Raw genomic sequence first — 13,047 nt, forward strand, 5'->3', positions numbered from 1 at the left:
ACTTTTAGATTGCTCATACGTTTAATTAGATGTCTTGCTAAGTCAATCAAATGGCATGAAGAAGGGTGGAATTTATGAAAAAAATATGGACTTTACTTTTTGCTGTGATGCTTATTGTACCGTTAGTATTGCAGCCGGCAACCGCACAAGCGGCAAAAGCCATCACAATTAATGTGGATGGAGTGCAATTAAAAACCGATCAGCCGCCTGCGATGATTCAAGGACGTGTTATGCTACCACTTAGAGCGATCTTTGAAGCATTAAATGCAAGCGTAAACTGGAACCCAAAGACTCAAACAGTCACAGGGATAAAAGGGGATACAACGGTAGTTCTCAAGATTAAATCGAAGACAGCTACTATTAATAACCAGACAGTAACGCTTGATGTACCAGCACAGGTATTAAAAGGTAGAACAATGGTGCCAGTACGCTTCGTCAGTGAAGCACTTGGTCAGGATGTTGATTGGAACTCGGAAAAACAGCAAGTATCTATTAAAACTGACACACCAAGTAATAATAGTATTGCGCCAGTGAGCAATGTGTCGGTTCGAGATGTGGATGATCAGGGAGATGGGCGTGATCTTGAGGTTAGCTTCTCTAAATCGTCTACAGAATCATATGTAGATCATTATCGGGTTATGGTTGTGAAGGCTTCTAAAAGTTTCAATGTGTCATCAGCTCTTAAAGTCTCCTCATCTAATTATTCGGTGGTATCGACTTCAAATTCGAATCGTGTCGTAACTTTATCGCAAAGCTCGCGAGATGTGGACGGAGACTACATAAAAAATGATCAGTCTTATGTGGTTTATATACTTGCGATTGGTAAAGGTTCTTATTCTAGCGTATTATCAACTTCTTCTCCGAAGATTACTCTAACAAACATGTCTACTGTTACCGCAGTAACAAATGTGAAGATTAGCGATATTAACGATTTTGGCGATGGACGTGATGTTTCAGTTAGCTTTACTCGTCCACAGAATGATAGCAATACATCCAATTACCGTGTGTTTATAGTAAAGACCAAGGATGCTAACAATTTTAGTCTTACCACTGCGAATAATTTATCCAGCAATTATTATACAACAGTGGACAAATCGGGAAGCAACGGCAGTACGTTGATAGCAACTCTGTCCTCCTCAACACGAGATACTTCAGGTGACTTTATAAAGAATAACGAATCCTACACAGCGTTCGTTATGTCTGTAAGTAATACAAATTCTAGTATGAATAAACTCTCACCTGCTTCATTATCAGTAACGCTTACTGTATCTACTCCGATTATTACACAAGTAGATGATGTTAATGATTTTGGCGATGGACGCGATTTGAGAGTTAGCTTCAACAAAATGTCTGATGAATCGAATGTTCTCTCTTACCGAATTTTTGTTGTAAGAGCTAACAACTATACGAACTTTACATTGACAAAAGCCAACAGTTTACCTAACACTTATTACACACAAGTGAACAAAACAGGCAACAATATTACGCAGGTGCTCTCTGCAGGAGCAAAAGATACTGACGGTTATGCCATTCAAAATGGCGTTAGCTACCGTGTATTTATTATGGCAGTAACTAATAACTCTGCAAATAATGTACTTTCTCCAGCCTCCAATATGATTTCGCTGCTAAGCAACAATGTGGGTGCAGTGTCGAATATCATTGCCAGCGATGTGAGTGATAATGGTAACGGTCGTGACCTCTTTGTGTCATTTAATAAAGCTGCTGATGAGGCACCTATTAATCACTATCGGATTATGGTGGTACCAACAGCAAATTACAATAATTTTAGTCTGACGGATGCTAATAGCGTATCCAGCAGCAATTACACGACTGTTAACAAATCTGGGAAATCCACATATGAGCAAGTATTATCTGAAAATACTCGGGATGTGCGCGGAAATACTATTAAAGAAGGTACGAACTACCGTATCTATGTATTGACGGTTGCCAATGGAAATACCTTAGGAAACAATGCGCTAACTGCCGCAACATCTACGATTACACTAACTAAAAACTTCACAGTGCAAGCTGTAACTAATCTGAATGTTGCAGATATAGATGATAAAGGGGATGGCCGTGATGTGCAAGTAACGTTCACGAAGCCTACAGATGAATCGAATGTTAATCATTATCGGATTCTAATGGTTCCAACTGCATATTACAGTAGCTTTAATCTTTCACAAGCCAATAGCAGCTCTTACTATATCACAGAAGGCAAAGGTGGAAATTTAGTAGCGAATAGAACGTTAGATGGGATTAGGGATGTACGAGGTAATTTTATTACAGAAGGAACTAGCTATCGCGTCTATGTACTGACTGTTGCAAATGGTAACTCTTCAAACGCCTCTGCTCTATCCTCTCCTTCATCTGTGATTACAATTAGTAAAAGCAAAGCTGTTCAGGCAGTAAGCAATATTAATGTAAGCGATGTTGGTGATTATGGAGATGGTCGAGATCTACAAATATCGTTTACAAAACCTTCTGATGAATCAAATATAGATAGTTACCGTATTCTAGTTGTACCCGCATCAAAGGCAAATGACTTTGATCTGAACACAGCTATTAGAGCAACTAATTATACAGGTTGGGGTAAAGGCCAGTATAGTATGAAATTGGGGGCTACTAGTAGAGATACAGAAGGAAGACTTATAACGAATGGCGAAGAATATCGCGTATATATATTGTCTGTAGGTGGTGGAAATTCTAAGGAAATGTATAGCTTATCCTACCCATCTCCTTACATTGTTTTGGAAGACCTTTCAGCCGCTGGATCAGTGGAGAAAGTGACACTTAGTCTCTTGAATAAGGGATATAAATATAACGATATAAACATTAGCTTCGATGTCAAAAATGGTCAAAGCGTAACGGAGTATAGAGTGTTTATGTTGCCGAAGGATAAAGCAGAAAGTTTCAAATTGGAGGATGCTATTAGCAATCCAAATAGCACCAGAATTCATCCGAATCCTCTCTCCAACGTTAGCCAAGCGCTAAGCACACCAGTAGATGCATTTGGTAATCAACTTGATTCATCTACAGAATATGTTGCTAAGGTTCTGATTTTGGCGAAAGGAACTTATTCGCTATCGAACACATCAATTAATTCGGTGCAACTCCAGAAATATCCTGATAATAACCAGAATGAGGCGTCCCAAGGCCCTCAAATTAATCAATAGGTCCATTATTTTTAGCAGGTACTCCTATGGTGTATACATCACCATAAGGAGTACCTGCTTGTTTTGTAATAATAGATTACTTTTCTCTGTTTAAAACATGATCCTATTGCATTATATACTTCATCGCTCTATTTCCACTTCACTTCGTATACTTGAACGACAGCCTGGCTTATAGTTGCTTTGTCATCTGTACCTGCTCTGTTGTTACCTTTAATCCATGCTTTAACAAATAGCTCGTTGCTGGATTGCTCGCTAAGAAATTCACTGTCATCAAATGGACTTTATCTGTTGTAATACTTGCTAAAAACTGTGTTATTAACTCTACATTACTTTCCTCTAGTACTGCCATTTGATAAAGTAGAATACGCTCCACCTCACCACATTCATTCCACAAGGTTTTGTATAGCATATAGCCAAGTGGTTCATTGTTATCTTTATAAAACACCCTTGCTTCTCCCTGCTTCACGCTCTGCCAGCTACACTGCCAGGGAACATTTTCCCGATAGAAAGATAGATGTGCTAGCTGCTCTGGGCGAATGGTCGCCATACGAAGGGCTGCTGTAGGTGTCACCTTTGCTTCATACTCGCCGCTTAAAAATAGTAATTGATTGGCAATCACATAACCATATTTTTCATACAAAGCAATGGCTACCTGATTTTCCTTAATGGCTTCTAGCGTACCCAATTCTACATTTTCTCGCTGATAAATAGCTAGGGTTTCCTCCATTAAAAGGCGCGAGACGCCCTTACCACGATACGCTGGGGAAATACCAGTCCCCCCATTCCAAGCTGTCTTTTTGCCATCGATGGTACGAAAGCCATTCATCACAATGGCAATCGGTTCCTCTTGATCAAAAACGACGATCGAATGCTCAGGAGATAACCCCTCCCCCACTAGTCGCTGTAAAAACATTTCTGCTGTCATATTGATTTCAATAAAATAGCCTTCAAAGCCTTTATTCCATGCTTTCAATACTTCATCCAATGTGCATTGTGCTACTGTTTTAATCTTCATATGCTCCCTCTCTTCAAATGGAATCTAATGCTGCTAAATTTTCTAAGGTTAGTTTTCTCACAATCTCATAACCTTGTCCTTGACCTTTAGGCTTTATGACAACTGTCCCCATATTCGAAATGATACCCAGCCCCACATCTCTTGGAAAGCTATGACCAATAATTATGTTGTTTATGCCCTCGGGTGGGATGATTTCCAGCATTGATGTAGAAATCGTTAATATACTGCTTTGCACTACTGGAGGGAGGTTGCCACCTAGCATAAAGATTTCAAACAAGAAGGGGTCAATTTGGATATTGCTGTTTGGAAATGCCAATCGGGCAGTTTCAATCGTCCGACAAAAAGGGCTGGTTCTAATGGTGGAAAGGATGGGAATTTGCCAATAACGCAGCATTTGACCATAATAAATTGCCTCCCTCCGGCCTTGATCGGATAAATTCCGTTGATTTTGACAACATTGCAATGTGCCATATGCTTGATCTACACCAACAGTCGCTGTCCCATGTCTTGCATATAACGTTAGCCCACCCTTTCTTAATAGCGCCAGGAGACCATTTTCCATTTTCTTCATCTCCTTCATCATATCACTTCTACTTTGTAATGTATGTGTTATACATAGAAAAAAGCTCCCCACAATTTTTGGTAGGGAGCTTTTTTCTGTTATTTTATTGGAATTCTGACAATAGCAGTCGTTTCTAAATGTTTTGATGAATCAATTGAAATATGACCATTATATTTCGTGACAATTTCTTTCACAATAAATAAGCCTTGTCCTCTTATTCTTCCATTCTCATGTTTTTTCGTTGAAAATCCTTGATTAAATATTTGATCAGGATACGTAATATTTGGCCCTGTATTGGTAATTTTAAATTCATACTGTGCCTCATCTGCTGTACAGCAAATTTTAATTTTACGTTGTTCCTCAGGTAATTCAACAGCTGCATCAATCGCATTATCAATTAAATTGGATAGAATCTTGATTAAATCTGTCGTTTTAATCCTATTAAAGTCATTTTGAGAAAGCGTAAAATCCATATCAATATGAAGATTTTGAGCCGTTAATTTCTTCGTTTGCAATAAGATGGACAAACCTGGATGATCAATATTTAATTTTAATGATTTAATGGCTTGAACCTCTTTCGAAAGTGAGGATAAATATTGTTTCGCCTGATCTGTTTTTTCTAATTGCAATAAACCATGTAACACTTGAATATGATTTGTAAAATCATGACGTAGTGACGACACCGAAGTAATCAATGTTTTGATTTCTGCTAAATACGTGTCCTCTGTAGCGCCAACTTCCTTCGCCACCTCTTTTTGATACCATCTTTGTAAAAAGAAAAAAGAACCGATGACTATTAAAATAAGTACACCATTAAAAATAAAATTAAATAGGTTGTCTTCGATGACTTTACCCTTGATACCATTTAGTGTATCTGCACTAATGTCAATGCCTAAATACCCGATAATTGTTCCATTATCATCTTTGATGGGTGCACCAACAGATAAATAAGACCCATGTTCAGAATCATGAATTACCTCTGTAACATAGGTTTCACCATTATAGGCTTTTTCAACATGCTTTGCAGGAACAGTACAAACCACTCCTATACCGAAGCCCTCTTTCATTTCTTTTGGCATCCCTGTAATCATGGCTATTGATACTTCAGGATTGTCCACCTTTAAGGTGTATACGAATAGTGCACCTAGTTTTATCCTTGCGTCGTTTAAATAATTTCTTACTTTCCAATAATAATCATTTTCCTGTGGATTATTTAAAAATTGCTGATAGGCATCGGTATCGATGGATGCAGCAATAGAACGGGCTGCCTCTAAACTTTGATTGGCAATCGACTCTTCAACGGTCTTTTTTATTTTTACATAGGATGTAAAGATGTTTAAACTTGTAAACAAACATAATAAAATCGTTGATAGAATTAATATTAGTTTTATTTTTCTATTTTTCATAAAACACGGTACTTCCTCATCTGTAAATATTCTAGAATACTATTATATTATAATTAACTCTATTTTTTGTTTGTAAAGCAAACATTGCTTGTATATCCTACATAAATTAAAACACAAAATCAATTTTTATTTTATTCATACCCAAAATTACACACCGTAACCAATAGTTTAATAATCCTTGACAAGAAAGTAAACTAAAAAGGTAAGGAATAACGTTTTATGTCTCATTTCCTATTTAAATGGAAAAATGAAAAGACTACTAAAGAAAAGGTAACAAAAAAAGATCAGGTGCCAGCAATACCTGATCTTTAATACAATTTGCTTATTTTTTACTTGAAGTACGTGTTTGATCCTGTGGCTTTAAAAAGGTAGGTCGTTTACTATAACCTTTTGGAGACAGTCGCAATAAGGACTTACGTATATTGCCTTTTTCGAAATCGGCACTAAAGTTTACATATGGCACTCCCAAGACTTTCATATTTGCAGTGTATAAAAGAATGAAAAACACGGCTATAAAAAAACCAAATAAGCCAAAAAACGCCGAAGCCATAATAATGATTAATCGAAAAATACTCATAGCCGTCACAAAGGATTGATTGACCAATGTAAATGCAGCAATACTGGAAATGGCAATCACAACAATCATTGAAGGGCTTGTAACACCTGCTTTAATAGCAGCATCTCCTATAACAAGTCCTCCAACAACGCTGACTGAGCCACTGACTGCACTTGGCAGACGCAAGTTAGCCTCCCGAAACAATTCAAACATAAATAGCATCATTAATATTTCTAAAATAGTTGGAAAGGGCAATCCCGTCCGTGATTCTACAACTGTGGCAAGGAGAAGAAATGGAAGCTGTTCTTGATGATAGGTTGACAATGCAAGCCAAAAACCTGGCAGTAGCATACTAATTAATATCCCTACAATTCTGAGTAATCGTTCTAATGAGCTGACAATGATTGGGTACTCATTATCCTCTGCCGATTTAAAGAGCAACATAATATTTGTAGGTGTAATTATGGCATAGGAAACACCATCAATCATTAATAGTATTCTTCCTCTAATTAATGCCTGCATAGCAAAATCAGGTCTTCCAGTATAATCATGTCTTGGAAGAATTGTCGCTGTCTTTTCGACTGTTTCCATTAATAAGTCACCATTGATAACAATATCCGTATCAATTTTTTGTAATTGAAGTTTAATTTGTTCCAGCATATTTAAATTCACAATGTCTTCCATATAAAGTATGGCTACTGTTGTTTTAGAACGCTTGCCAATTTCTAATGTCTCTACACTAAAAGAATTAGTAGGTAATCGTTTTCTTAATAAAGCAATATTAATAAAAACATCCTCTATAAAGTCATCCCTTGGCCCCTTAACCACTAGTTCGAGTGTTGTTTCTCCAGGCTCTCGATTGGGTCTTTTTGAAATATCACTAGAATAAAGTAACTGATTTTCTTCAAAATACAATAGGACATGGCCTTTATAGACCCTTGTCACTGCATCCTCTTTCGATAAAATCTTTTGTAAATAGGGAATGTGTAAATGCTGTTCGATTTCTTCCTCTAGCATGTCCTCCGTGACATTACTTAACAAAGATTGAACACGTTGAACAACCACAGTTTGAAGTATTTGCTCATTGACCATTGCATCACAAGTTATCAAATGTACTGTATATTGCTGAAAATTATATTGTTGGAAAATCACGTCAGCAGAGCGTTGAAATAGTGATTTCAACATTTTCAAATTAATCAATTGTTCCATTGATGAAATACTTCTCATCTCCTACTGAGCCAGCTCAAGATTAGTACATTTATGAAAACAATCACCTTCAATAAATACACTTAAGCATATTTTTCCCATGGTTGTTCAAAATATTCAAAGAAACAAATGTTGTGACGAGCTTTTCACTTAGTCCTTATCCAATCATTTTCTTGAGATTTGCCATCTCAATCGCAGACATTGCAGCATCATAGCCTTTATTTCCAGATTTCGTGCCTGCACGTTCAATTGCCTGTTCAATATTTTCAGTTGTGACAATACCGAAAATAACAGGTACATTCGTTGATAAAGACACATTGGCAATGCCTTTTGCAGATTCATTACAAACATAGTCATAATGTGTTGTAGAGCCACGAATAACAGTACCTAAACCAATAATAGCATCATATTTCTTTGTTTCTGCCAGTTGTTTCGCAATAAAAGGAACTTCAAAAGCCCCTGGCACCCATGCGACATCAATAGATGCTGAATCAACCCCATGACGAGTTAAACCATCCATTGCTCCATCCAATAACTTGCTAGTAATGAACTCATTAAAACGACCTACAACTACTGCAATTTTCAAATCTGTTCCAATTAATTGTGCTTCAAATGTTTGACCCATTGTTCTTTCTCCTTTTTACATAGAAATTTTAGATTTATTTGTTGATAAGAGCTTACGATAAGCAACTAATGCTTCTATCGATATCATTTTTAAGCCATGATGTGCAGCGAATTTTGTCAGCTCTTCAAACCGAAGCATGTGTCCATCATCACCCATGATTTCGCAAATAACACCTGCAGGTATACTCTGACAAAGCGTCGCTAGATCAATCGCCGCCTCTGTATGCCCTCTTCGTTCGAGCACACCATGCTCTTTCGCAATCAGCGGAAAAATATGGCCTGGTCGACGAAAATCAGTCGGCTTAGCTTGCTTTTCTAGCATCCTTTGTATGGTTAACGCACGCTCAAAGGCGCTAATCCCTGTCGTTGTTTCTACATGGTCGATGCTTACCGTAAATGCGGTTTGATGATTATCCGTATTGTGCTGAACCATTGGATATAAATCTAGCTTTTGTGCAAGCTGCTGCGAAATCGGCGTACAAATTAAACCTCTACCATTGGTTGCCATAAAGTTGATTGTTGCTGGTGTGATGAATTCAGCGAGTGCCAGAAGATCTCCTTCATTTTCCCGATCCTCATCATCAACCACCACAATCATATTGCCCTGCCTTAAATCCTCTAGGGCTTCTTCAATTGAATGTAGCACGACTATCAACTCCTATTCTGTGATTTAAAAACCATGCTGTGCTAAATAATCTCGTGTAATCGCTGGCGTTGTTTGCCCTTTTTTTAATTGCCCTATAATGTATTTACCGACTAAATCGGTTTCGATATTAACGATTGCTCCAACCCTCTTCATACCTAAAACAGTTTCTTTGTAAGTATGAGGAATGAGTGAAATCGTGACACTATTGGCTTCAACATGAAAAAGGGTTAAGCTTGTGCCATCAATTGTTATGGAACCCTTTGGGATACAAAAGTTGGTTAGTTCCTCTGACATTTCGATATCAATATAAACGGCGTTTGCTACTGATCGTTTTCGCAAAATTTTGCCGACTCCATCAACATGACCAGCAACAAAATGACCACCAAATCGTCCATTAGCAGGCATGGCACGCTCCAAATTAACAGAATCACCTATTTCCAGCTGCTGTAAATTTGTTGCTTTGACTGTTTCAGGCATAACATCCATCGTAAACTGCTGTTGAGTAAAATGTGTCACCGTTAAACAAACGCCATTGACCGCTATGCTGTCACCAAGCTTAACATCCTCCGTTATCTTGGCTGATTGAATCGTAATTTTCATACTGTCCCGATCGCTTTGCACGGCTTTTATGATACCAATATCCTCTACAAGTCCTGTAAACATTCCATCACCTACTCTACTTTATTAGCACTTCTATCCTTTACTTTTAAAGTTGATCCACCTGTTTTTGTGCCTTATCCTTCTCCCTTCTTTCGTTAGCAATAAAAAATAAAAACCCCTTTCATCAAAGGGGTTTTGGGAGTATAAGACATCAACAAATAAGCCTACTTGAAAACAATTTTTTCATAGACTGTCATCTCATTTGTTCTTCTCCCATCCAGACTATCACTGTCGGTTTTGGATTTGCACCAAATCAGCTTGCGCTCACGGACTTTGAATTGCTTCATCACCGCCGATTGGGAATTTCACCCTACCCCGAAGAACATCTTCTATTCAATTGTAGCTAAATAAAAAAACTTCCCAAAAGATGATTGGGAAGTGATGTAATAAATGCATAGTCAAATAAACCTTCTAAACTAGAATCAATTTAAAAAGTTCGCATTTTTACCCTTCTCCCATCCAGACTGTCACTGTCGGTTTTGGATTTGCACCAAATCAGCTTGCGCTCACGGACTTTGAATTGCTTCATCACCGCCGATCGGGAATTTCACCCTACCCCGAAGGATATTTTTATTTAGCTAGTTTTACGATAACACTATTTTATAATATTATCCATCCTTCTTTTTAAAATTTTTTCCGCAGCATCAAATTTAAGCAGCTCTAACGAGACTTAAAAAATGTAAAAGAAGTGATTAAAACAATGACATTTAACCTGTTTATGGAACTTCTTCATCCAAAAAACGTTACTTTACAAGTGACTATTCAGTCTAGCCGTTTGGAGGTCATTTACTTGACACTTTTAAAAAATATATCGTTCAAGCAAGGTATTTTCTATGCCCTATTAGCACTCTGTTGTGGGCTTTCGATTGTTTTCGTACATCATAATGAACAATTTTATGATCGACCGATAGCGGAAATAACGCAGGTGGCTGTAACAGAATCGGAATCGATGACAGATATGTATGAAAATGAGGATTATTTGTTTACACAGGAAATCACGGCCATTATCAAAAATGGACAGCATAAGGGACAATCCATTTACCTGACGAATGACTATTCTTCCTCTGGTGCTTTTGATCAAGAATACCATGTAGGCAATGAAATCTTTGTTACAATAGATGATCGCGCCACACAATCAGCTTTAACAGGTACTATCCTCGATTTAAAACGTGATCAAACCATGGTAATAATTGCATGGATTTTTATTTTTACTCTACTCATTATAGGTAAAAGACAAGGCTTATTTTCTATCATTAGCTTAGGTGTCAATGCTGTGATTTTATCATTCGCATTAGATCTTTATGTGAAGCATGGGAGCGTAAGCCTGTTAGTAGTCAGCGACATTTGTGCCCTGCTATTTACGATTATTTCGCTCCTACTTATTAGTGGATTGAATACAAAAACATATGTAGCCATCGTGTCCACACTTTTAGGCACTGTTATAGCGCTTATCATAAGCTCTATTGTAATGTGGTTGACAGGTGAAAATGGCCTTCGTTATGAAGAAATGCAATTTTTAACACGTCCCTATCGTACCGTCTTTATGGCAGGTTTATTTATTGGCTCACTCGGGGCAGTAATGGATGTTTCTATTACAATGGCTTCCTCAATTTTTGCTTTATATGAGCAAGATCCTACAATCTCTGTCAAAGCACTTAAATCTTCGGGACATGAAATCGGTAAAGATATCATGGGTACGATTACAAGCATTTTATTCTTTGCCTACCTTTGTGGCTCCATACCTATGATTATTCTCTATTTAAAAAATTCATCCACATTAGGGCTTACATTGTCCTTGAATCTTTCTTTAGAATTAGCTCGTGCCTTAGCAGGGGGTATTGGTGTTGTCCTTACGATTCCTATCAGTCAGTATACCGCTATATTTTTCATTAATCGAAAGAGGGTTCAAGAATGAATGTTATCGTCTTATTAGCAGTTATTTTATTTGCGTTGATGGTGATAGTAGGAGGTAAACAGGGAGTACGCTCATTTCTTTCTTTATTCCTCAACTTTGGTGTGCTCTTTGTCACCATCTTTTTAATGACAAACCCTAAAAATAGCCCAATCATCTTGACGTTCATAGCCTGTACGATCATTAGCTGTATTAGTCTTTTCTATATCAATAAAACAAATAGTAAAACCATTACAGCCTTTATCTCAACAATGGTGACGATTGTTGTATTACTGCTATTTATTACCTTTATAACGGATAAGTCGATGATCCAAGGGTTTGGTGAAGAATCAACTGAAGAAATCAGCATCTTTTCTCTCTATATTGGTGTTAATTTTGTGCAAATTGGTGCATCAGTTATTATTATGAGTACGATAGGTGCCATTATGGATGTGGCTATTTCTATCGCTACCTCCATGCACGAGATTTTTTATCGCAACCCTTCAATTAGTAGAAAAAAACTATATACAGCTGGGTTAAGTATCGGGAGAGATATATTAGGAACCGATACCAACACGTTATTTTTTGCTTTCTTTGGTGGCTATTTAAGCTTATTAATCTGGTTCAAGGACCTCTCCTATTCGATTGGCGAGATTGTTAACTCCAAGGTTTTTAGTGCCGAAATGACAACCATTCTTTGTGCAGGTATCGGCATTGCACTCATTATTCCAATAGCCTCCTCTATCAATGCCTATTATTTAATTCTAACACGCGAAAAAACAGAAAAACTTTCGTAAACAGTTACGAGCACCTATCATGCATATGTGATAGATGCTCGTTGTTTCTTCTCTTATCACTCAAAAAATGAATGCTACGTCAAAAAAGTTTGTCCAAAATTTACGCCTGGTACTATACTTGTTGTGATTGGCCATGGACTTTATGAGTTGGGATGGTATTAGCCTCTGTCCAAACAAATACGCTGAATGCCTTACCTAGACAATGCTTTCCAGATGGTATTGCGATTACACAAACCACTCAGCAGGTATCTGGTGCAATTGGTATTGCTGTAATGGTATCGTTGTTCTCAGCAAAACAACAGCAGCTCCTAAGTGACATAACAACTAATACGCAAGAAGCAGCGGCATCAGGTTCAGCCTTTGTCTTTACTATCAGTTTTGTACTGGCAATAATGAATGTCATACTCTCTTCTTTTTGAAAAAAACACAATAATGCCGAGGTGTCTCCATGTACTTTTGAGACACCTCCTTTTGTTGTACTATTTTCATTGCAATCGCCGCATTTTCTGAT

The 13,047-nt window shown here is 37.5% G+C and carries 10 protein-coding genes, 1 pseudogene and 2 riboswitches; of the genes and pseudogenes, 4 read left to right on the forward strand and 7 right to left on the reverse strand.

Annotated elements, in window-relative coordinates; all coding sequences use genetic code 11:
* Window positions 1-74 precede the first annotated feature (74 nt).
* Window positions 75-3,173, forward strand: coding sequence for a copper amine oxidase N-terminal domain-containing protein (locus CD31_RS10910; protein WP_036077601.1), 3,099 nt, complete (start codon window positions 75-77; stop codon window positions 3,171-3,173).
* 169 nt (window positions 3,174-3,342) lie between these two features.
* Here CD31_RS10910 and CD31_RS10915 read toward each other — a convergent pair whose 3' ends face one another.
* The 7 genes and pseudogenes from CD31_RS10915 to ribE all read right to left on the reverse strand — a co-directional run bounded on the left by CD31_RS10915 (window position 3,343) and on the right by ribE (window position 9,851).
* The gene (locus CD31_RS10915) at window positions 3,343-4,188 is read right to left on the reverse strand and encodes a GNAT family N-acetyltransferase (RefSeq protein ID WP_036077603.1); all 846 of its coding nucleotides are present in this window, start codon (window positions 4,186-4,188) and stop codon (window positions 3,343-3,345) included.
* A 13-nt stretch (window positions 4,189-4,201) separates the two neighbouring features.
* Window positions 4,202-4,750, reverse strand: coding sequence for a histidine phosphatase family protein (locus CD31_RS10920; RefSeq protein ID WP_016994322.1), 549 nt, complete (start codon window positions 4,748-4,750; stop codon window positions 4,202-4,204).
* Window positions 4,751-4,848: 98 nt separating this feature from the next.
* Window positions 4,849-6,156: an ATP-binding protein gene (locus CD31_RS10925; protein WP_036077605.1), complete on the reverse strand. Its 1,308-nt coding sequence runs from the start codon at window positions 6,154-6,156 to the stop codon at window positions 4,849-4,851.
* Window positions 6,157-6,478: 322 nt separating this feature from the next.
* On the reverse strand, window positions 6,479-7,921 hold the full coding sequence (locus CD31_RS10930; protein WP_036077607.1) for a spore germination protein: 1,443 nt from the start codon (window positions 7,919-7,921) through the stop codon (window positions 6,479-6,481).
* Window positions 7,922-8,075: 154 nt separating this feature from the next.
* Window positions 8,076-8,543, reverse strand: coding sequence for a 6,7-dimethyl-8-ribityllumazine synthase (ribH, locus tag CD31_RS10935; RefSeq protein WP_016995511.1), 468 nt, complete (start codon window positions 8,541-8,543; stop codon window positions 8,076-8,078).
* Between the two features lie 39 nt (window positions 8,544-8,582).
* Window positions 8,583-9,188, reverse strand: a pseudogene (gene ribB, locus CD31_RS10940) (3,4-dihydroxy-2-butanone-4-phosphate synthase); the annotation flags it as partial.
* Between the two features lie 24 nt (window positions 9,189-9,212).
* On the reverse strand, window positions 9,213-9,851 hold the full coding sequence (gene ribE, locus CD31_RS10945; protein ID WP_036077609.1) for a riboflavin synthase: 639 nt from the start codon (window positions 9,849-9,851) through the stop codon (window positions 9,213-9,215).
* Between the two features lie 198 nt (window positions 9,852-10,049).
* A riboswitch (FMN riboswitch) is annotated at window positions 10,050-10,175 on the reverse strand.
* 116 nt (window positions 10,176-10,291) lie between these two features.
* A riboswitch (FMN riboswitch) is annotated at window positions 10,292-10,417 on the reverse strand.
* A 221-nt stretch (window positions 10,418-10,638) separates the two neighbouring features.
* Between ribE and CD31_RS10950 the strand changes: the two genes are divergently transcribed.
* The 3 genes from CD31_RS10950 (at window position 10,639) to CD31_RS10960 (ending at window position 12,955) form a co-directional block, all read left to right on the forward strand.
* On the forward strand, window positions 10,639-11,763 hold the full coding sequence (locus CD31_RS10950; protein WP_036077611.1) for a YibE/F family protein: 1,125 nt from the start codon (window positions 10,639-10,641) through the stop codon (window positions 11,761-11,763).
* On the forward strand, window positions 11,760-12,536 hold the full coding sequence (locus CD31_RS10955; RefSeq protein ID WP_036077613.1) for a YibE/F family protein: 777 nt from the start codon (window positions 11,760-11,762) through the stop codon (window positions 12,534-12,536). The genes CD31_RS10950 and CD31_RS10955 overlap by 4 nt, the downstream gene beginning before the upstream one ends.
* Window positions 12,537-12,688: 152 nt before the next feature.
* A complete protein-coding gene (locus tag CD31_RS10960; RefSeq protein ID WP_036077615.1) occupies window positions 12,689-12,955 on the forward strand; it encodes an MFS transporter in 267 nt (88 codons plus the stop codon).
* Window positions 12,956-13,047 lie beyond the last annotated feature (92 nt).

Origin of the sequence: Lysinibacillus boronitolerans JCM 21713 = 10a = NBRC 103108, from assembly GCF_000772935.1 — a bacterium.
Lineage (GTDB): Bacteria > Bacillota > Bacilli > Bacillales_A > Planococcaceae > Lysinibacillus > Lysinibacillus boronitolerans.